Below are 20,504 nucleotides of genomic sequence, written 5' to 3'. Positions count from 1 at the left end.
CCGATGTCGAAGGGTGTGATCCTGCTTGCCGCCGGCGGTACCGGCGGACATCTCTTCCCGGCCGAGGCGCTGGCGCACGAGCTGACGGCGCGCGGCTGGGAGGTGCATCTGGCGACCGACGACCGGGCCGAGCGCTATGCCGGCACTTTCCCGGCGAGCGCGATCCATCCGATCCGCTCGGCGACGTTCGGCTCGAAGAACCCGGTCGCGCTGGCGCGCGCCTTCTGGCGCATATGGCAGGGCGTGCGGCAGGCTTCGGCCGTGATCGCGAAGATCAGGCCGAAGGCAGTCGTCGGCTTCGGCGGCTATCCGACGCTGCCGCCGCTCTACGCGGCGACGCGCCGGAACGTGCCGACGCTGGTCCACGAGCAGAACGCCGTGATGGGCCGCGCCAACAAGGCGCTGGCCCGGCGCGTCACGGCCGTCGCCGGCGGGTTCCTAAAAGCCGCCGGACCGAATGCGGCGAAGATCGTCGAAGTCGGCAATCCCGTGCGTCCGGCCGTTCTGGCGTTGCAAGGCGCCGCGTACGATCAGCCTCGCGACCATGGGCCGATCCGGATGCTGGTGTTCGGTGGCAGCCAAGGCGCGCGGTTCTTTTCGGACATAGTTCCGGAGGCGATTGCAAAGCTGCCGGATGGCGTAAGGTCCCGCATCGTCCTGACCCAGCAGGCGCGCGCCGAAGATCAGGCGCGCGTGAAGGCGCGCTATGCGGAACTGGGCGTCGAGGCAGATGTCGAGCCGTTCTTTTCGGACCTGCCGCAGCGCATGGCCAATTCGCATCTCGTGCTGTCGCGCGGCGGCGCATCGACCGTACTCGAACTGTCGGTGATCGGCAGGCCGTCGATCCTCGTCCCGCTTCCCCATGCGCTGGACGACGATCAGGGGCACAATGCGCAACTGCTCGTGGATGCCGGCGCGGCGGTCCTGAGGCGGCAGCCGACGATCGATGCCGACAATCTGGCGGCTGATATTGCAGCGCTGGTCGGCGATCCGGATCGCCTGGCGGCCATGGCAGCCGGTGCGCGTACGGTTGCGCGAACGAACGCTGCCGAGTTGCTCGCCGACCTCACAGAGGCTATTGCCTCCGGCAAGACCATCCAGGCGATCAAGGGAGGTGTCGGCGCATGAAGATGCCGCAGACCATCGGCCTCGTGCATTTCATCGGCATCGGCGGCATCGGCATGAGCGGCATCGCCGAGGTGCTGCACAATCTTGGCTATCAGGTGCAGGGCTCGGACCAGGCCGACAGCGCCAATGTCCAGCGCCTGCGCGACAAGGGCATCCCGTGCTTCGTCGGCCACAAGGCCGAGAACCTCGGCAAGGCCGAGGTGGTCGTCGTCTCGACCGCGATCAAGAAGTCGAATCCGGAGCTCGCCGCCGCGCGCGAAAAGCTGCTGCCGATCGTGCGCCGCGCCGAGATGCTGGCCGAGCTGATGCGCTTCCGCCAGGCCATCGCCATCGGCGGCACGCATGGCAAGACCACGACGACCTCGATGGTCGCGACACTGCTGGAGGCCGGCGGGCTCGACCCGACCGTGGTCAATGGCGGCATCATCAACGCCTATGGCACCAATGCGCGCATGGGCGAGGGCGACTGGATGGTGGTGGAGGCCGACGAGAGCGACGGCACCTTCCTCAAGCTGCCCGCCGACATCGCGGTCGTCACCAACATCGACCCCGAGCACCTCGATCACTACGGCACCTTTGACAAGGTCAAGGAGGCGTTCCGCCTGTTCGTCGAGAACGTGCCGTTCTACGGCTTCGGCGTGATGTGCATCGACCATCCCGAGGTGCAGTCTCTGGTCAGTCGGATCGAAGACCGCCGCGTCGTCACCTACGGCGAGAACCCGCAGGCCGATGTGCGCTTCCGCAATCATCGCATGGACGGGGCTGCGTCGCTGTTCGACGTCACCATCCGCAACCGCAAGACCGGCGAGATCGTCGCGATCGACGGCCTGCGCCTGCCGATGCCCGGCCGGCACAACGTCTCGAATGCGACCGCCGCGATCGCTGTGGCGCATGAACTCGGCATCGCGGACCGCGCGATCCGCGCCGGCATCGCCTCCTTCGGCGGCGTCAAGCGGCGCTTCACGCATACGGGCTCGTGGCACGGCGTCGAGGTGTTCGACGACTACGGCCACCATCCGGTCGAGATCCGTGCCGTGCTCAAGGCTGCGCGCGAATCGACCAAGGGCCGCGTCATCGCGATCGCGCAGCCGCACCGCTATACCCGCCTGCGCGACCTGTTCGACGAGTTCGCTTCCTGCTTCAACGATGCCGACACGGTGCTGCTCGCGCCGGTCTATCCGGCTGGCGAGGACCCGATCGAGGGCGTGAGCTCCGACGCGCTGACCGCGCGCATCCGCTCCGGCGGCCACCGCGACGCCCGCCATATCGAGGGTGCCGCCGCCGTCGCTCCAATCGTGCGCGAACTGGCGAAGCCGGGCGATTTCGTCGTCTTCCTCGGCGCGGGCAACATCACCCAGTGGGCCTACGCGCTGCCGAAGGAGCTGGCGGCCGGCGGCTACGGAGGGCCTGCATGAGCGGCGCCGACCTCCTGAAGCGTCTCGAGGGGCGGCTGGAGGGCCTGCGCGGCCGGATCACACCGGACGCGGAGATGGACAAGATCACCTGGTTCCGCGCCGGCGGGGTGGCCGAGGTGCTGTTCCAGCCGGCCGACGAGGACGACCTCGCCGCCTTCCTCAAGGCGGTGCCGGACGATGTGCCGGTGATGGTGGTCGGCATCGGCTCGAACCTGCTGGTGCGCGACGGCGGCATACCCGGCTTCGTCGTGCGGCTTTCGGCGAAGGGATTTGGCGAGGTTGAGGCGATCTCGCCGACGCGGATCCGCGCCGGCGCTGCCTGTCCCGACAAGCGCGTCGCGGCACTTGCTTTGGAGGCCGGCATCGGCGGCTTCCATTTCTACCACGGCATTCCCGGCGCGATCGGCGGGGCGCTGCGCATGAACGCGGGCGCCAATGGGGTCGAGACGCGCGAACGCGTCGTCGAGGTGAGGGCGCTCGATCGCAAGGGCGAGCTCCACGTGCTCTCCAACGAGCAGATGGGCTATTCCTACCGTCACTCCTCCGCTGCCAAGGACCTGATCTTCACCTCGGCGATTTTCGAGGGCGTTCCCGAGGATCGCGAGGCGATCAAAGCGGCGATGGACGCCGTGCAGCATCATCGCGAGACGGTGCAGCCGATCCGCGAGAAGACAGGCGGCTCGACGTTCAAGAACCCGCCGGGCACGTCCGCCTGGAAGGAGATCGACAAGGCCGGCTGCCGCGGCCTGATGATCGGCGGCGCGCAGATGTCGCCGATGCACTGCAACTTCATCATCAACACCGGCACGGCGACCGGCTACGACCTCGAATTCCTCGGCGAGACCGTGCGGGCCAAGGTGCTGGAGACCTCCGGCATCCGGCTCGAATGGGAAATCAAGCGACTCGGAAACTTCAAGAAAGGCAAGGAAGTGGACGAGTTTCTGGGACAGTTGCTTTAATGCGGCTTCGGCCCGACGAGTCACTCCGGCTGAGTGTATGCGAGGCTGTCGTTGTTCTCGCCTGGCTAGAGCGAGAGCTAGGCGACCATGGGGGACGTCGGCTCGAAAGCGCAATCGCGCATGCTGCCGAACTCCGCTCGCTCGATACGCTTCGGCGCCACCTCGCCGTGTCCTTGCCACGCGCTCAAGGCGACCGCTGGATGGACGCGGTTGCGGCAGCGCGAACGATCCTCACCCCCGAGGAGACATTCATCCCGATCCGACCCTTGGGCTTCGAAACGCGCGCGTTGAAAACAGGCGTCCCCCCGATCGAAGGGGACCTCCATTTCCAGATGCCCGCCGCCGATACGCTCGTCTTATTCGAGTTCCTGTGCCGCGAAATCGACGAACGCGATGGCGCCAATCTGCTGGAAGCCTTCGTTAGCCCGGCCGAATTCTGGGCGTTGAACAACCTGCAATGCGTGCTCGAGAAGGGCGACTTTTACTCGGTGTTGCGCGATTACCAGCCCCAGCTCGACGACGCCCGCTCACTTATCATGAAACGGAAATCTCCGTGATTTCCGCGACTTGGCAGGCGCGGCTCGTCAGCCCGACGCAAGCTTCGCGACCCTCTCCACAATCTTGGCTTGCCAGCGAATCCCAGTTCTGATTCCTTGGGTTAAAGCGTTTCCTGATTTGAGTCGTTCGACGCGTAACCGCGTTTTCCGTCTGGCGGGGGAATCCACCGGAAGACTCGGACTCTGAATTCTTGGAACGTCATCGCCAACCCGACCGGAGAGGGACACCGGGGCATGACAGGTAAGCACGTAGCTGTTCTGATGGGCGGATTTTCGTCCGAGCGGCCCGTGTCGTTGTCGTCCGGCAATGCCTGCGCGGATGCTCTGGAAAAGGTCGGCTATCGTGTGACGCGGGTGGATGTCGGACGCGACGTCGCGCGCGTGCTTGGCGATCTGGCGCCCGATGTCGCCTTCAATGCGCTGCATGGTCCTTTCGGTGAGGATGGCACCATCCAGGGCATCCTCGAATATCTCCAGATTCCCTATACCCATTCCGGCGTGATGGCGTCCGCGCTTGCGATGAACAAGGAGCAGGCAAAGCGGATCGCCAAGGCGGTCGGCATTCCGGTGGCCGAGGCGAAGGTGCTCGACCGGCATGCCATCGGTTCGAAGCATCCGATGAAGCCGCCCTACGTGGTGAAGCCGGTCAGCGAGGGGTCGAGCTTCGGCGTCGTGATCGTCCAGGAGGATCAGTCGCATCCGCCGCAGGTCATCGGGTCGAGCGAGTGGCGTTACGGCGATGTAGTGATGGTCGAACGCTACATCCATGGTCGCGAGCTGACCTGCGCCGTCATGGGCGATGTGGCGCTCGGCGTCTGCGAGATCGTTCCGGTCGGCCATTCCTTCTACGACTACGATTCGAAATATGTGAAGGGCGGGTCGAAACACGAAATCCCTGCAAAAATTTCACCGAATATTTACCAAAAAATACAGACACTGGCGCTCAAGGCTCATCAAGCAACCGGCTGCCGGGGCGTCTCTCGTTCCGACTTCCGCTACGACGACCGCTATTCGGAGAATGGTGAGCTCGTCTGGCTCGAAGTGAACACCCAGCCGGGCATGACGCCGACATCGCTTGTGCCCGAGATCGCCCAGCATGCTGGTCATGACTTCGGCGAGCTTCTGAGTTGGATGGTGGAGGACGCTTCGTGTTTGCGTTGAAGTCGTCACAGGGTGCGCGGCAGGTTGCGGATCGCTCCGCGGCGTCCCGCGCGGCTGCGGCGTGGGACGGCATCGTGCTGCCGCGCTGGCTGCGCAAGCCTGCGCGTGTTCTCGGTCGCCTCGTCTCCGGTGATGTCACGGCGCCCCGCTATGCGGCGACGATCATGACGGCTGTCCTTATGTCGGCGACCGGTGTCTACGGCGCGATCGTCGGCGGCCACGCGCCGGCCGTGATCCAGGCTGTCACCGCGCGCAGCGGCTTCGCGATCGAAGACGTCCGCATGGCCGGCAACAAGGAGACGTCGGAAATCGACGTGCTGCAGGAACTCGGCCTCGACGGCTGGACCTCGCTGGTCGGCTTCGATGCCGACGCGGCGCGCGAGCGCATCGCAAACATGCCCTGGGTGTCCGACGCTTCTGTGCGCAAGATCTACCCGAACGTGCTCGAGGTCGAGCTTGCGGAGAAGAAGCCGCTGGCGATCTGGCAGCATGGCCAGCAGCTGTCGCTGATCGACGATGCCGGTCGCATCATCGTGCCGTTCAACCATCCGCGCTATGCCACGCTGCCGGTTTTTGTCGGCGCTGGCGCCAACGAGCGCGCCGCCGAATTCATGTCCCGCGTCGCCAGGACGCCGGAGCTGTCCGCCCGCGTGAAGGCATTCATCCGCGTCGCCGACCGGCGCTGGGACCTGCGGCTGGAGAATGGCGTGACCATCCGCCTCCCCGAGCACGGTGAGGATGCCGCGATCGCCGACATCGCCCGTCTCGACCGCGAGCAGGGCATCCTGTCGCGCGACGTCGCCACCGTCGACATGCGGCTGGAGGACAGGGTGGTCGTGAAGCTCACCCCGGAGGCCGCGACGCGCCGCGAAGCCGCGCTGAGCGAGCAGGCCAAGAAATCCAAGGCGGGGAAGAAGATATGAGCTGGCTCGTCCCCAATAAGTCCAGCGGCGCCCCCAAGTCGGGCGTCATCACCGTCCTCGACATCGGGTCGAGCAAGGTCTGCTGCATCATCGCGCGTCTGAAGCCGCGTGAGGAGAGTGCGCGCCTGCCGGGGCGGACGCACAAGATGCAGGTCATCGGCATCGGCCATCAGAAGTCGCAGGGCGTCAAGGCCGGCATGATCGTCGACCTCGACAAGGCCGAGCAGGCGATCCGCTTGGCGGTCGACGCCGCCGAGCGCATGGCAGGCCTCACTGTCGAATCGCTCATCATCAACCTCTCGTCAGGCCGGCTGAAGAGCGAATCCTTCCAGGCGTCGATCAATCTCGGCGGTCATGAAGTCGACGCCAATGACATCAAGCAGGTGCTGGCCGCGGGCTCGCGCCAGGCACTCAGGGCCGAGCGCGAGGTGGTTCATTCGCTGGCCGTCGGCTTCTCGCTTGATGGCGAGCGCGGCGTGCGCGATCCGCGTGGCATGGTGGGCGAGACGCTGGGCGTCGACATGCATGTGCTGACGGGCGACGCCGCTCCGCAGCGCAATCTGGAGCTTTGCGTGAACCGTGCCCACCTGTCGGTGGAGCGCATGGTCGCGACGCCCTATGCGAGCGCGCTCGCGGCTCTCGTCGACGACGAAGCCGAAATGGGCGCCGCCTGTATCGACATGGGCGGCGGCACGACCACGATCTCGGTGTTCTCCGAAGGCAAGTTCGTCTTCGCGGATGCGATCCCGATCGGTGGCAGCCACGTCACCCACGACCTCGCGCGCGGCCTGTCGGCTCGGCTGGAAGACGCCGAGCGTCTGAAGGTGATGCACGGCTCTGCGCTGCAGACTGGCGCGGACGACCGCGACATCGTCACCGTGCCGCCGATGGGCGGCGACGATAGCGACGTGCCGCTGCAGATCCCGCGCGCTGTCATGACGCGCATCGTGCGCGCCCGCATCGACGAGACGCTCGAACTCGTGCGCGACCGGCTCAACAAGTCCGGCTTCGGCAACACCGTGGGCAAGCGCGTGGTGCTGACGGGCGGCGCCAGCCAGCTCTCCGGCCTGCCGGATGCCGGGCGGCGCATTCTCGGACGCAATGTGCGCATCGGCCGGCCGCTTGGAATCCAGGGCTTGCCGGAAGCGGCGAAAGGACCGGCCTTCTCGGCGGTGGTCGGCCTGATGATCTATCCGCAGGTCGCAAGCTTCGAAACGAGGCGGGTCGGCGGATTGCGTATGAAGAGTACCGGCACAGGGGGACGGCTCCAGCGTGTCGGCCAGTGGATCAGGGACAGTTTCTAGTTTGGGTGGGGCTGCGGCCCGAAGAACAGCAGCCGCGCGGCGAGGCGGCAGGAAAGGCAAAGGACGAGGACAATGACGATCAATCTCAAGAAGCCGGACATCACAGAGCTGAAGCCCCGGATCACCGTGTTCGGCGTCGGGGGAGGCGGCGGCAACGCCGTCAATAACATGATCACCGCCGGTCTGCGCGGTGTCGAGTTCGTCGTGGCCAACACGGACGCCCAGGCGCTGGCCATGTCCAAGTCCGAGCGCATCATCCAGCTCGGCGCCAACGTCACCGAGGGCCTCGGCGCCGGATCGCAGCCTGAAGTCGGTCGCGCCGCGGCGGAAGAATGCCTCGACGAGATCGTCGATCATCTGAACGGCACCCACATGTGCTTCGTCACCGCCGGCATGGGCGGCGGCACTGGTTCGGGTGCTGCGCCCGTCGTGGCGCGTGCGGCGCGCGAGAAGGGCATCCTGACCGTCGGCGTCGTCACCAAGCCGTTCCACTTCGAGGGCCAGCGCCGCATGAAGACGGCGGAATCGGCCATCGAGGAGCTGATGAAGAGCGTCGATACGCTCATCGTCATCCCGAACCAGAACCTGTTCCGCATCGCCAACGACAAGACCACCTTCGCCGACGCCTTCGCGATGGCCGACCAGGTGCTCTATTCGGGCGTTGCCTGCATCACCGACCTGATGGTCAAGGAAGGCCTGATCAACCTCGACTTCGCCGACGTCCGCTCGGTGATGCGCGAGATGGGCAAGGCCATGATGGGCACGGGCGAAGCGTCGGGCGAGGGCCGTGCGATGGCCGCGGCGGAAGCAGCGATTGCCAATCCGCTGCTCGATGAGACCTCGATGAAGGGCGCCAAGGGCCTGCTGATCTCGATCACGGGCGGCCGCGACCTCACCCTGTTCGAGGTCGACGAGGCTGCGACCCGCATCCGTGAGGAAGTCGATCCGGACGCCAACATCATCCTCGGCGCCACCTTCGACGAAGAGTTGGAAGGCGTCATCCGCGTGTCGGTGGTCGCCACTGGCATCGACAAGACGGGTCTCGAAATGTCGGCCCCGCCGCTGCGCCAGATGCCGAAGCAGGTCGCCAAGCCCCAGCAGCCCGCCGAGGTCCGCCCGGCCGTCCAGGCCGCTCCGCAGCAGCCGGTCGCCCGCGTCGCCGAGGCTCCGCGGATGGAGGAGCGTCCGCTCGATCCGATCGCCGAGGCCATCCGCGCCGCCGAGGTTCACGTCGCTCCGGCTCAGCCCGAGCAGGACTTCCGTCCGAAGAGCACGCTCTTCCAGCAGCCTGTTGCCGAGCAGGTCGTGCGGCAGGTCCAGCAGCCGGTGGCCCCGGCCGCTCCGGTCGCCCAGGCTCCGGTTGCTCCGCGCATGCCGCGGGTCGAGGACTTCCCGCCGGTCGTGCATGCCGCGCTCGAGGCGCAGCAGGCTGCCCGCGCCGCAGAACCCGACGAGCGCGGCCCGATGGGCCTGTTGAAGCGCCTGACCTCCAGCCTCGGCCGCAAGGAAGAGGAACCGGCCCGTCTTCAGCCGGCCCAGCCGCGCGAGCCGAAGCTGCAGCCCGCTCCGGAAGCCCGCCGGCTGCCCAGCCAGGACCCCTCGCTCTACGCGCCGCGTCGCGGCCAGCTCGACGATCACGGCCGTGTCGTCGCCCAGCCGCGGGCGATTCACGAGGACGATCAGCTGGAGATTCCGGCCTTCCTGCGCCGGCAGGCCAATTGACGCTCGGCGCCTTTTGTTACATGTGATGCGAAGGAGGGGTTTCGACCTCTCCTTTTCACTTGTGAAATGCAAGCTGAAATAAAGGCTTAGGCAGATTTCTTGAGAGGTTTGTGCGGTAACAGCGAGTAAGAAAGCGTGATTTGGCGACTCTCTGCGCACAAACTATCTTCCGGGCGTGAATTTGGTTGGATCGGGCCTATTTGGGGATGGTGACCCGGTCTGTGCTGGCAGGACGAAAAGGAAGCTCCGCGAGACGGAGGCATGCCAGCCAAGGCGGGTTGTATGGGGCTTAGTTTGCAGGAATATCAGACGACACTGAAATCGCGCGTGACGCTTTCAGGAATTGGCGTTCACAGCGGCAAGGCGGTTTCGATTCATTTCAGTCCTGCCGATCCCGATACCGGGGTCGTCTTCAGCCGTATCGATCTGGACGGGACGCCGCGCGAAATCCGCGCGCTCGTGTCGGAGATCGGCGCGACGGACCTGAGCACCGTGCTCGGCGACCCGTCGGGCGCCTATGTCGCGACCGTCGAGCACCTGATGGCAGCGCTTTTCGGCCTCGGCATCGACAATGTCGCGATCGAGATCGATGGTCCCGAGGTTCCGATCCTCGACGGCAGTGCGGCGATGTTCGTCGACGCGTTCGAGCAGGCGGGCATCGAGGAACAGGATGCGCGCCGCCGCTACATCCGCATCGTCAAGCCGGTGCGCATCGAGAGCGGGTCGTCCTGGGCCGAGTTCCGCCCCTACAACGGCACCCGATTCGAAGTCGACATCGAGTTCGACAGTCCTGCCATCGGCCGTCAAGCGTTTGCGGCCGACATCGATGCCGCACGCTTCCGCAAGGATATTTCGCGCGCCCGCACCTTCGGCTTCATGCGCGATGTCGAGCGGCTTTGGGCGGCGGGCTACGCGCTCGGCTCTTCGCTGGAGAACTCGGTCGTCATCGGCGACGATCACCGCGTGATCAATGTCGAGGGTTTGCGCTTCGGCGACGAGTTCGCCCGGCACAAGACGCTCGACGCGATGGGTGACCTCGCGCTAGCGGGCGCCCGCTTCATCGGCTGCTTCCGGTCGTGGCGCGGTGGCCACAAGCTCAACGCATCGGCGCTTCGTCGCCTTTTGTCCGATCGCAGCGCTTTCGAGATCGTCGAGACGGTGCGGCAGGGTCGTGGGCGTGTGGGCGAGATGGTCGCCGTGAACGCGCCTGTGTATGCGCCCTGGATGATTTGAGGCGTCGCCTTTTCCGCCACAAAATTGCGCCATTGAATGGGCACAGCGTTGCCCCGTTCGGGCGGTTATGATTTATGAACCGTTCCGGGCCAAAGTCATTTCGCCCATAATTTTCGGGTGCACCGGAGAGGCAAGTCCATGTCGAAGCTGCCGCATAAAGCGAGCATGATCTCGCGAATGCCGATGCTGGTTCTTCCGGTTCTCCTTGCGCCCGTCGCGTTGTCGGGCTGCATGGGCTTTGGCGGCGAAAAGGACCTCGACCTCTCGACCTATGTCGAGGAAACCGATCCGGCCGACAAGCTCTACAATGAAGGCCTCGCCAACATGAATGCGGGCCGCATGGGCGAGGCGATCAAGAAGTTCGAAGCTGTCGACCGTCAGCATCCCTATTCCGAGTTCGCCCGCAAGTCGCTCGTCATGGGCGCCTTCGCAAACTACCGGCAGGGCAATTACGACGAGGCGATCTCCGGCGCCAAGCGCTATATCAGCCTCTATCCGACCTCGCCCGACGCCGCCTATGCGCAGTACATCATCGGACTGGCCTGGTATCGCCAGATCCGCGACGTGACGCAGGACCAGAAGGAAGCGCGCCGCACCGTCGAGGCGATGGACGAACTGGTCCAGCGCTGGCCCGATTCGGAATATGTCGAGGACGCCAAGGCGAAGATGCGCTTCGCGCGCGACCAGCTCGCCGGCAAGGAAATGCAGGTCGGGCGCTACTATCTCGAGCGGCACGAATACATCGCGGCGATGAAGCGGTTCCGCGTTGTGGTGGAAACCTACTCCAGCACCCGCCACGTCGAGGAGGCGCTGGCGCGCCTGGTGGAAGGCTACTACGCGATGGGCCTCACCTCCGAGGCGCAGACCGCCGCCGCCGTGCTCGGCCACAACTATCCTGACAGCCAGTGGTATAAGGACTCCTACGCCCTGCTGCAGAAGGGCGGCCTGGAGCCGCGCGAGAACGCCGGCTCCTGGATTTCGAAGGCCGGCCGCGCCATCATCGGCACCTGATCCGCCGTTCATGCTCTCGCGCCTGTCGATCCGCGATATCGTCCTGATCGAGCGGCTCGACCTCGACTTCGGGTCGGGCCTGTCGGTGCTGACCGGCGAGACGGGCGCCGGCAAATCCATCCTTCTCGACGCCCTGTCGCTGGCGCTCGGCGCGCGCGGCGATGCCTCACTTGTGCGCCAGGGCTCGGCGCAGGGCCAAGTGACGGCCGTGTTCGACGTGCCCGGCAACCATCCCGCCCGCGAACTGCTCGAGGAGAACGCCTTCGACACCGACGGCGACATCATCCTGCGCCGCGTGCAGACGGCCGACGGCCGCACGCGCGTCTTCGTCAACGACCAGCCGGCGAGCGTCGGGCTGATGAAGGATGTTGGCCGGCTCCTGGTCGAGCTGCACGGCCAGCACGACGAGCGCGCGCTGGTCGACCCGGCGGCGCACCGTGAGCTCCTCGATGCGTTTGGAGGGCATCTCGGCGAAGTCGCCGCGACAGCTGCCGCGTTCCGACAGTGGCGCGCGACCGAGCAGGAGCTTGCCCGCCACCAGGCCAAAGTCGAAGCCGCCGCGCGCGAGGCGGATTACCTGCGCGCTTCCGTGGCCGAACTCTCCAAGCTCGACCCGCAGCCCGGCGAGGAAGAGGAACTGGCGGAGAAGCGCGCGCGCATGATGCGAGCGGAGAAGACCGCATCGGAAGTCAACGACGCGGTCGAGACGCTCTCCGGCTCCACCTCGCCGGTGCCCGCGTTGTCGAGCCTGCTGCGCCGGTTGCAGCGCAAGGAGGCCGAGGCGCCGGAACTGCTCGGCGAGATCGTCCGGACGCTGGACGAGGCGCTGATCGCGCTCGACGCCGCGCAGGAGGCCGTGGCGGCCGCCGAGCGGGCGCTTGAGTTCGATCCCCGCATCCTGGAGCAGACGGAGGAGCGGCTGTTTGCGCTGCGGGGGGCCGCGCGCAAATTCTCCGTGACGGTGGAGAATCTGCCGGCGCTGCGCGATTCGATGGTGGCCGACCTTGCCGACCTCGATGCGGGCGAGGGGCGTCTCTCGCTGCTCGAAAAGACCGCGGCGGAGCTGCGCGGCGTCTTCGACCGGCAGGCCGAGCACCTGTCCGCGTTGCGCCACGCCGCAGCGAAGGGCCTCGCTGGCGCGGTCATGGCCGAACTACCGGCGCTCAAGCTGGAACGCGCCGAGTTCATCGTCGACATTTCGACCGAGGCCGCGGACCGGACGGAGGAGGGGATCGACCATGTAGAGTTCCAGGTGCGGACCAATCCCGGCACCCGTCCGGGCCCGATGATGAAGGTCGCGTCCGGCGGCGAGCTCTCCCGCTTCCTGCTTGCGCTCAAGGTGGCGCTGGCCGATCGCGGCTCGGCGCCGACGCTGGTTTTCGACGAGATCGACACCGGCGTCGGCGGCGCGGTGGCGGATGCGATCGGCAAGCGGCTGGCGCGATTGTCGGCGCGGGTGCAGGTCCTGTCGGTCACGCATGCGCCGCAGGTGGCCGCCCGTGCTTCGACGCACTACCTCATCTCCAAGTCAGGCGTCGATCGGGTGACAACGGCGGTTGCCGAACTTGCCCACGCCGACCGTCGCGAGGAGATCGCGCGGATGCTCGCGGGCGCGACCATTACCGAGGAAGCCCGCGCCGCCGCGCGCCGGCTGCTGGCCGAAAGCGCCGGCTGACAGGAACTTGTCAGCAGCCTGCGCCGCTCGGCACAGGGCGATTTACAAATCCCGCCGTTTGGCCGAAACCTTGCCGCCTCAATCGCCGAAACGGATGCCCTCATGACGATCGAGAACACGCCCGTCGAGAAGCTCACGGAAGAACAGGCCGCCGAGGAACTCGCGCGGCTGGCGGCCGAGATCGCCGGACACGACCGGCGTTACCACGCCGAAGATGCCCCAACGATCTCCGACGCCGCCTACGACGCGCTGAAGCTGCGCAATGCCGCGATCGAGGCGCGTTTTCCTGAGCTGATCCGGGAGGATTCACCGTCGAAATCGGTCGGCGCAGCACCGTCATCGGCCTTCGCGCAAGTCCAGCATTCGAAGCCGATGCTGTCGCTCGACAACGTCTTCTCGGAAGAGGACGTCACGGATTTCGTTGCCTCGGTGCGCCGTTTCCTCAACCTCGGTCCCGAGGCGCCGCTGGTCTTCACCGCCGAGCCCAAGATCGACGGCCTGTCGATGTCACTTCGCTATGAGAACCGCCGCTTGGTGACGGCCGCCACTCGCGGCGACGGCACCACCGGCGAGAATGTCACCGCCAACATACGCACCATTGCCGACATTCCCGAACGGTTGCCGGCGGACGCACCCGATATCGTCGATGTGCGCGGCGAGGTCTACATGCGCCGCGACGATTTCCTCGACCTGCAGAAGCGAATGGCAGAGAGCGGCCAGACCTTCGCCAATCCGCGCAACTCCGCCGCCGGCAGCCTGCGGCAGAAGAACCCGGAGGTGACGAAGTCGCGGCCGCTGAAGTTCTTCGCCTATGCCTGGGGCGAGACGTCCGAACCGCTGGCCGACACGCAGTACGACTCGGTGCTGCGTTTCCGCGACTGGGGTTTCCCCGTCAACGAGCGGATGAAGCGCTGTGCCTCGCTTGCGGAGATGCTGGCGCAGTATCGGGCGATCGAGGCCGACCGCGCGAGCCTGCCCTACGATATCGACGGCGTCGTCTACAAGGTCGACCGGCTCGACCTTCAGGAGCGCCTCGGCTTCCGCTCCCGCTCGCCGCGCTGGGCGACGGCGCACAAGTTCCCGGCCGAGAAGGCGACGACCGTGCTCAAAGCCATCGACATCCAGGTCGGCCGCACCGGTGCGTTGACCCCCGTCGCCCGGCTTGAGCCGGTCACGGTTGGTGGCGTGGTGGTGGTCAACGCCACCCTGCACAACGAGGACTACATCCGCGGCATTGGCAATGACGGCAATCCGATCCGCGAGGGCAGGGACATCCGCGTCGGCGACACGGTGCTGATCCAGCGCGCCGGCGACGTCATTCCGCAGATCCTCGACATCGTGCCTGAGAAGCGGCCGGCCGATTCCAGGCCCTACGAATTCCCGCATCTCTGCCCTGCTTGCGGCAGCCATGCCGTGCGCGAGGAAGGCGAAGCGGTGCGCCGGTGCACCGGCGGTCTGATCTGCCCGGCGCAGGCGGTGGAGCGGCTGCGCCACTTCGTGTCGCGCAACGCGTTCGACATCGAGGGGCTGGGCGAGAAGCAGATCGAGTTCTTCTTCAATGCCGAGGACCCGGCGCTGAGCGTGCGCGAGCCCGCCGACATCTTCACGCTGAAGGAGCGCCAACGCGCTTCGCTGAACAAGCTCGAAAACATCGAGGGCTTCGGCGCGGTTTCGGTCAAAAAGCTGTTCGACGCGATCGATGCGCGGCGAGCGGTGGAAACGTCCCGATTTCTCTTCGCTCTCGGCATCCGCCACATCGGTGAGACCAATGCGAAGCGCATCGCGCGTCATTTCACCAGCTTCGACGCGATCCGCGCCGTCGCCACCGAGGCAGAGATCCCGGCCGGCAAAGGCGACAAGGGCAACTCTGCCTGGCAGGAGTTGAACGCCGTCAACGGCGTCGGCGACGTCGTGGCCGAGGCGCTGGTCGAGTTCTTCAACGAGGCGCACAACCAGAAGGCCGTCGATGACCTGCTCGAGGCCGGCGTCACCCCGCTCGACGAAGAGAAGGTCGGGCAGGTTGATACGCAGTTCACGGGCAAGACCATCGTCTTTACCGGCGCGCTGGAGCGCATGTCGCGCGACGAGGCAAAGGCGATGGCCGAGCGTCTCGGTGCCAAGACCGCGGGCTCCGTGTCGAAGAAGACCGATCTCGTCGTCGCCGGCCCCGGCGCCGGCTCCAAGCTCAAGGCCGCCACGGACCTCGGCATCGAGGTGATCGACGAGGACGAGTGGTTCAGGCGCGTTGAAGGGTGATTGTCCTACTGAACGCTGGCTCAACAGAATTCAACAGACACGCCCGACAGACAAACCTACAACGCCCGCGACGATCAAACCCAAGACGGGCGTGGAGACTCCCATTCCTCCGAATACTTCGAGCCAGTTCTGGTCGGGCATGCGGGCCGCAATTCCCGCGACGTTTGCGGCAGGGCCGTTCGGGATCCTCTACGGGGCACTTGCCGCGAAGCTGGGGCTCTCGTTCTTCGAGATCGTCCTGATGAGCGCCACGATTTTCGGCGGCGCGTCGCAGATGGTCGGCATCGAACTCTTCGGGCAGCGCCTTCCCGGCTGGATGGTCGTCCTGTCGATCTTCGCCGTCAATTTCCGCCATGTGCTCTATTCCGCCGCCGTCGGCCGGCGGATCACGCACTGGCGTCCCTGGCAGCAGGCCATCGGCTTCTTTTTCCTGGTCGACCCCGTCTATGCGGAGAGCGAGCGGAAGATCGAGGCCCGGCAGGAGATCGGCTTTGCGTGGTACATGGGCATGGGCCTGGTGGTCTATGTCACCTGGGTACTGCTCTCTGCGGCCGGTGCGGGATTTGGCGCGCTCATTCGCGATACACATGCGATCGGGCTCGATTACCTGCTGCCGATCTACTTCCTCGGCCTGGTCATGGGCTTCCGCAACCGCCCCCTCTGGCTGCCCGTCGTCATCGCCTCGGGCGTCGTCGCGATGATCGCCTACCGCTATGTCGGCTCGCCCTGGCACGTGTCGATCGGCGCGGCGGCCGGCGTGCTGCTCGCGGCCGCGCTGGCGAAGCCGCATCCGCCGGCCGATCCGGAGCCCGACGAGGCAGGAGCCGCGCCATGAGCGGGACGGTCTGGATCATTCTCGCCGGGGCGGCGATGACCTATCTGGCACGCGCCGGCGGCCATATCGTCCTGTCGCGTTTCGAGCGCATTCATCCGCGGGTGGAGGCGGGGCTCAACGCCGTGCCCGCCGCGGTCCTTACCACGCTGTTCGTGCCGGCCCTGTTCAGCGGCGGTCCGGCTGAGATCTCGGCGATGGTGGTCGCGGGCCTGGTCGCACTGCGCTTCAGCTTCATCCCGATGTTCATCGCCGGCGCGGTCGTGCTGTTCGCGCTGCGCTATCTGCTCGGATGATGGTGGTCGGCGAAGGGCGAGGTCGCGGCCTCCAGCCAAGCCCGCTCCTCGCCAGACAGCAGCGGCCCGACCTCGTCGCACACGCGCGCATGGTAGGCATTCAGCCATTCGAACTCCTCCCGCGTCAGCAGTTCCGTCGCGATCATGCGCTTGTCGAAAGGCGCCAGCGTCAGCGTCTCGAAGCCGTGCATCGGCAGGTCGCCGCCTTCGATCGGCTGCGCCTCGGTGACCACGATCAGGTTCTCCAGCCGGATGCCGTAGGCGCCCTCCTTGTAGTAGCCCGGCTCGTTGGAGAGGATCATGCCCGGCAGCAGCTTCTCGGTGCCGGATTTGGCGATGCGCTGCGGGCCCTCGTGCACCGACAGGAACGAGCCGACGCCGTGGCCGGTGCCGTGGGCATAGTCTAGGCCGGCCTTCCACAGTGCGGCGCGCGCGAAGGCGTCGATGTCGGCGCCGCGCGTTCCCGGCGGAAAGCGCAGCATCGAGATCTGGATCATGCCTTTCAGCACCAGCGTATAGCGCTCGCGCATCTCCCTGGTCGGCTCGCCGATCGGCAGCGTGCGGGTGATGTCCGTGGTGCCGTCCTGGTACTGGGCGCCCGAGTCGACAAGGTAGAGCTCGCCCGGACCCAGCGTGCGGTTGGTCGCGTTCGTCACGCGATAGTGGATGATCGCGCCGTTAGGGCCCGCGCCGGAGATCGTGTCAAAGGAGATGTCGCGCAGCGGCATCTGCAACTCCTTGCCCGTCTCTGTGCGGCAGTTCTCCAGAGCGGTCACCGCCGCGATCTCGTCCACCGAACCAGCTGGCCGCGTCTCGATCCAGCGGACGAAGCGCGACACGGCCGCGCCGTCGCGCCGGTGCGCGTTGCGGGTGCCCGCGAGTTCGGCGTCGTTCTTGGTAGCGCGGGGGAGGCGGGCCGGATCGTTAAAGGACACGACCGTGCCGCCATTCTCCTCGACGATCAGGCGCAGCTTTTCCGCGGCGAGCGACTGGTCGAGGCCGACCTTGGCGCCGGCCTTCGCCAGCGCTGCGATCTCGCTCTCAAGCGACGACGGCGGCCGGATGTCGGACAGTTGGGTCAGATAGGCCTCGGTCGTACGCGGCAGCTTCCGCTTGTCCATGAAGAGCAGGTGCTGGCCGTTGGCCGAGATCGCCGCGAAGCCCAGCGCCAGCGGCGTGTGCGGCACGTCGCGCCCGCGGATGTTGAAGGTCCAGGCAAGCGAGGAGGGGTCGGTCAGGATCGTGTGGGTTGCGCCTTCCGCCTTCAGGGTCCCGGCGATGCGCGCGAGCTTGTCCTTGGCGAGTTCCCCCGCATAGTCGAGCGGCTGGATGTCGACGGGCTCCAGCGGAGCCGCCGGCTGGTCGTCCCAGATCGCATCCACCGCGTTCTTCGCCACCGCGACCAGTTCGGCGCCGCGCTTCTCGAGCGCGGCCTTCAGCGCCTTGGCTTCGGCGATGGTGTGCAGCCACGGGTCGAAGCCGATCCGCGCGCCCTTGGCGGCATTGTCGCCGAGCCACTTGGCCGGTGGCGTCTCGACGAGGTTCTGCACCGAGAAGATAGACGGGTCGACCTGGCCGCGCACCTGAAGCGTGTAGCGGCCGTCGACGAAGATCTCGGCGCTGTCGGCGAGGATGATCGCGGCGCCCGCAGATCCGGTGAAGCCGGTCAGCCAGGACAGCCGTTCGGCGCGCGCCGGCACATACTCGCCCTGATGCTCGTCGGCGCGCGGCACGATGAAGCCGTCGAGCTTCTTGCCGGCAAGCCATTCGCGCAGGCGCTTGATGCGCGCGGCGCCCTGGGAGGGATCGGATGTGACGTCGAAGGACTGGAACATGCTCGGCACCGGTTTCGCGGAGGCGCGACGGTAACCGCAGCGACCGGCCGTTGCAATCTCGATGCCCGGCGGGGCATCTATGAATATTGCATTGCACAATCTTGTCTTCGCATATGCAAAATTGCATATCGCACATGCGAGATGATCCATAGTGAATCAGGTCGATGTCTCATACATTGCATGACGTGGAGGATGGATAGTCCGACCGAAGGAGACCATCATGACCAAGACTGCGAAGCCCGGCTTTTTCCGCAACGCGCTCAATGCGTTGATCGAGGCGCGTGCCCGTCAGGCCACCCACTATGTCAACGGCGCCCTGCTGATGCTGGACGATGAGACGCTGGCGAAGAACGGCTACAGCCGTGACGTGCTGCGCCGGAATGCGCGTGCGCCTTACGCCTACTGATTTCCTCAACATACCGGTAGAGCGCGCCTGTCGCGCTGGCGAAGGCGGCTGGAGACAGCCGCCTTTTTCGTGCCTGCGAGAGACTACCGCTTGAGGTGGATCGCCACCCAGCCCTCGCGGTGCAGCGTCCTGACATGGCGGAAGCGCTGGCCGGCATAGGCCGCCACCACCGCGTCGCGCTGGCTGTCGAGGATGCCCGACAGAACCAGCGATCCGCCCGGCGTGACATGCCTGGCCATCTGCGGCGCGAGCCGCATCAGCGGGCGCGCGAGGATGTTGGCCACGATCAGGTCGAACGGCCCCGCCGCCGCGAAAGCCGGATGATGGAAGCCGGGGGCCGTCACGCAGGTCAGCCAGGCGGCGACGCCGTTGATGGCCGCGTTCTCCTTCGCCACCTCCGTCGCGACCGGATCGATGTCTGTGGCGAGCACCGGGATATGAGCCATCTTCGCCAGTGCGATGGCGAGCACCGCGCTGCCGGTGCCAAGGTCGAGCGCGTTGCGCGGGTGCTCGCGCCGCACCACCTCGGACAGCACCTGCAGGCAGCCCGCCGTCGTGCCGTGATGGCCGGTGCCGAAGGCCAGTCCTGCCTCGATCTCGATGGCGAGGTCGCCGATGCGGCGCTTGTCGCGGTCGTGCGAGCCGTGCACCAGGAAACGGCCGGCGCGCACCGGCTTCAGCCCTTCCAGCGACTTCGTTACCCAGTCGATGTCCGGAACGGCTTCGACCTCGAAACGGCGATTCTCCAGGTCGTCGGGAACCAGCGCGGCGAGGCGCTCGGCGACGCCGTCCTCCGCCTCGTCCACATAGGCCGAGACTTCGAAAATAGCCGCTTTCTCGTCCACCTCGAAGATGGACAGCGGCCAGCCCTCGTCTTCCAGGCCGAGTTCGAGCGCGGCGTAGACGCGTTCCGTCTCGGCCTTCGGCCCGCGGAGGTGATAGCGGATCTGGCCCATGGTCAGGATCCGGTCGCCAGCCGCTTCAGCTTGGCGACCGCCGTCTGGCCGTTCTCGCCATAGGCGATGGTGCCGGCAAAGGCGCCGCCCTTCTCGAGCAGGAGCACCGAGGCGGTGTGGTCCATCGTGTATTCGCCCCCGCCCGTCTCGACCTTGCGCGAGTAGATGTTGAACGACTTCGTCATCGCCGCCACCTTGGCCGGGTCGCCGGTCACACCTGTGATGCGCTGCGAGACGTTGCTCACATACTGGTCCATGATTTCGGGCGTATCGCGCTCGGGGTCGACCGACACGAAGAAGGCGCGGATGTTCTCGCCTTCCGGGCCGAGCTGCTTCAGCCAGCCGTCGAGCTCGAACAGCGTGGTCGGACAGATTTCGGGACAGTGGGTGAAGCCGAAGAAGACGGCGGAGGGCTGCGCCCTGAATTCCTTCTCGCTGATTGGCTGGCCCTTCTGGTCGACGAGTTGGAACGCGCCGCCATAGGCCTCACCGGAGCCGACTTTCGCATACCAGTCAAAGGCGACGTAGCCGATGCCCGCCGCGACGAGGAAGAGAAGCCCGTAGAGGATCGCGCGCATCGTATTCACCTGAGGCTATGCGAGAAAGGCTGCGGCGTCAGAAACACCAGGAGAGACCCGACGCGGTCAGCGCCATCAGCATGGCGGACCCGTTCCCGATCCATGCGGCGAACGCCGCGCCCGTGAAGCCGCCCACCGCGACCGCGGCGAGCGCGACGCGGACAAGCCAACTCCTTCCGGATGTCGATCTGCCAGACATGCCGCAGATATAGCGGGCGGCGTTCGGCTTCGCAAAGGGCATGATGCCGCGTTGGCAG

At 66.3% G+C, this 20,504-nt stretch carries 19 protein-coding genes; 15 read left to right on the top strand and 4 right to left on the bottom strand.

Going from position 1 to position 20,504, the window contains the following annotated elements:
* Positions 1 to 3 precede the first annotated feature (3 nt).
* From murG to B9Z03_RS19985, 14 genes are all read left to right on the top strand, one after another.
* Positions 4 to 1,128 (top strand): undecaprenyldiphospho-muramoylpentapeptide beta-N-acetylglucosaminyltransferase, encoded by a 1,125-nt coding sequence (gene murG / locus B9Z03_RS20050; protein ID WP_085465822.1) that lies wholly within the window; start codon positions 4 to 6, stop codon positions 1,126 to 1,128.
* A complete protein-coding gene (gene murC, locus B9Z03_RS20045) occupies positions 1,125 to 2,543 on the top strand; it encodes a UDP-N-acetylmuramate--L-alanine ligase (protein ID WP_085465821.1) in 1,419 nt (472 codons plus the stop codon). The genes murG and murC overlap by 4 nt, the downstream gene beginning before the upstream one ends.
* The gene (gene murB, locus B9Z03_RS20040; protein ID WP_085465820.1) at positions 2,540 to 3,502 is read left to right on the top strand and encodes a UDP-N-acetylmuramate dehydrogenase; all 963 of its coding nucleotides are present in this window, start codon (positions 2,540 to 2,542) and stop codon (positions 3,500 to 3,502) included. Before murC ends, murB begins: the two co-directional genes overlap by 4 nt.
* 200 nt (positions 3,503 to 3,702) lie before the next feature.
* Entirely contained in the window at positions 3,703 to 4,059 is a 357-nt protein-coding gene (locus B9Z03_RS29505; RefSeq protein ID WP_139832341.1) for a hypothetical protein, read from the top strand.
* Positions 4,060 to 4,293: 234 nt separating this feature from the next.
* Entirely contained in the window at positions 4,294 to 5,220 is a 927-nt protein-coding gene (locus B9Z03_RS20030; RefSeq protein WP_085465818.1) for a D-alanine--D-alanine ligase, read from the top strand.
* Positions 5,208 to 6,143 carry a cell division protein FtsQ/DivIB gene (locus B9Z03_RS20025; protein WP_085465817.1) on the top strand — a complete coding sequence of 312 codons (936 nt, stop codon included), beginning with the start codon at positions 5,208 to 5,210 and terminating at the stop codon, positions 6,141 to 6,143. The genes B9Z03_RS20030 and B9Z03_RS20025 overlap by 13 nt, the downstream gene beginning before the upstream one ends.
* Complete coding sequence (gene ftsA, locus B9Z03_RS20020) at positions 6,140 to 7,447, top strand: cell division protein FtsA (RefSeq protein ID WP_085465816.1); 1,308 nt, start codon at positions 6,140 to 6,142, stop codon at positions 7,445 to 7,447. The genes B9Z03_RS20025 and ftsA overlap by 4 nt, the downstream gene beginning before the upstream one ends.
* Positions 7,448 to 7,519: 72 nt before the next feature.
* On the top strand, positions 7,520 to 9,169 hold the full coding sequence (gene ftsZ / locus B9Z03_RS20015; RefSeq protein WP_085465815.1) for a cell division protein FtsZ: 1,650 nt from the start codon (positions 7,520 to 7,522) through the stop codon (positions 9,167 to 9,169).
* A 282-nt stretch (positions 9,170 to 9,451) separates the two neighbouring features.
* Entirely contained in the window at positions 9,452 to 10,402 is a 951-nt protein-coding gene (gene lpxC / locus B9Z03_RS20010; RefSeq protein WP_085465814.1) for a UDP-3-O-acyl-N-acetylglucosamine deacetylase, read from the top strand.
* 183 nt (positions 10,403 to 10,585) lie between these two features.
* Positions 10,586 to 11,413: an outer membrane protein assembly factor BamD gene (locus B9Z03_RS20005; protein WP_085467778.1), complete on the top strand. Its 828-nt coding sequence runs from the start codon at positions 10,586 to 10,588 to the stop codon at positions 11,411 to 11,413.
* Positions 11,414 to 11,423: 10 nt separating this feature from the next.
* Positions 11,424 to 13,088 (top strand): DNA repair protein RecN, encoded by a 1,665-nt coding sequence (recN, locus tag B9Z03_RS20000; RefSeq protein ID WP_085465813.1) that lies wholly within the window; start codon positions 11,424 to 11,426, stop codon positions 13,086 to 13,088.
* A 108-nt stretch (positions 13,089 to 13,196) separates the two neighbouring features.
* Complete coding sequence (ligA, locus tag B9Z03_RS19995) at positions 13,197 to 15,344, top strand: NAD-dependent DNA ligase LigA (RefSeq protein ID WP_085467777.1); 2,148 nt, start codon at positions 13,197 to 13,199, stop codon at positions 15,342 to 15,344.
* 139 nt (positions 15,345 to 15,483) lie between these two features.
* Entirely contained in the window at positions 15,484 to 16,179 is a 696-nt protein-coding gene (locus tag B9Z03_RS19990) for an AzlC family ABC transporter permease (RefSeq protein ID WP_085465812.1), read from the top strand.
* Positions 16,176 to 16,472, top strand: a complete 297-nt coding sequence (locus B9Z03_RS19985; RefSeq protein ID WP_085465811.1) for an AzlD family protein — start codon at positions 16,176 to 16,178, stop codon at positions 16,470 to 16,472. Before B9Z03_RS19990 ends, B9Z03_RS19985 begins: the two co-directional genes overlap by 4 nt.
* On the opposite strand, the gene B9Z03_RS19980 is transcribed toward B9Z03_RS19985, so the two are convergent.
* Complete coding sequence (locus tag B9Z03_RS19980) at positions 16,457 to 18,307, bottom strand: aminopeptidase P family protein (RefSeq protein WP_085465810.1); 1,851 nt, start codon at positions 18,305 to 18,307, stop codon at positions 16,457 to 16,459. The two genes, B9Z03_RS19985 and B9Z03_RS19980, sit on opposite strands and share 16 nt — an antisense overlap.
* Positions 18,308 to 18,527: 220 nt before the next feature.
* On the opposite strand from B9Z03_RS19980, the gene B9Z03_RS19975 reads away from it, so the two are divergent.
* Positions 18,528 to 18,713, top strand: coding sequence for a hypothetical protein (locus B9Z03_RS19975; protein WP_085465809.1), 186 nt, complete (start codon positions 18,528 to 18,530; stop codon positions 18,711 to 18,713).
* An 83-nt stretch (positions 18,714 to 18,796) separates the two neighbouring features.
* Here B9Z03_RS19975 and B9Z03_RS19970 read toward each other — a convergent pair whose 3' ends face one another.
* Genes B9Z03_RS19970 through B9Z03_RS19960 form a run of 3 tightly spaced genes read right to left on the bottom strand, consistent with a single transcriptional unit; the run spans position 18,797 to position 20,488 of the window.
* Complete coding sequence (locus tag B9Z03_RS19970; RefSeq protein ID WP_085465808.1) at positions 18,797 to 19,669, bottom strand: 50S ribosomal protein L11 methyltransferase; 873 nt, start codon at positions 19,667 to 19,669, stop codon at positions 18,797 to 18,799.
* A gap of 2 nt (positions 19,670 to 19,671) precedes the next feature.
* Complete coding sequence (locus B9Z03_RS19965) at positions 19,672 to 20,247, bottom strand: SCO family protein (protein ID WP_085465807.1); 576 nt, start codon at positions 20,245 to 20,247, stop codon at positions 19,672 to 19,674.
* 37 nt (positions 20,248 to 20,284) lie between these two features.
* The gene (locus B9Z03_RS19960) at positions 20,285 to 20,488 is read right to left on the bottom strand and encodes a hypothetical protein (RefSeq protein ID WP_085465806.1); all 204 of its coding nucleotides are present in this window, start codon (positions 20,486 to 20,488) and stop codon (positions 20,285 to 20,287) included.
* Positions 20,489 to 20,504: the final 16 nt, after the last annotated feature.

The sequence above is a fragment of the Mesorhizobium australicum genome (assembly GCF_900177325.1).
Classification (GTDB): domain Bacteria; phylum Pseudomonadota; class Alphaproteobacteria; order Rhizobiales; family Rhizobiaceae; genus Mesorhizobium_A; species Mesorhizobium_A australicum_A.
Note: the sequence above shows the minus strand (reverse complement) of the source record. Positions and strands in the feature narration are given on the sequence as shown.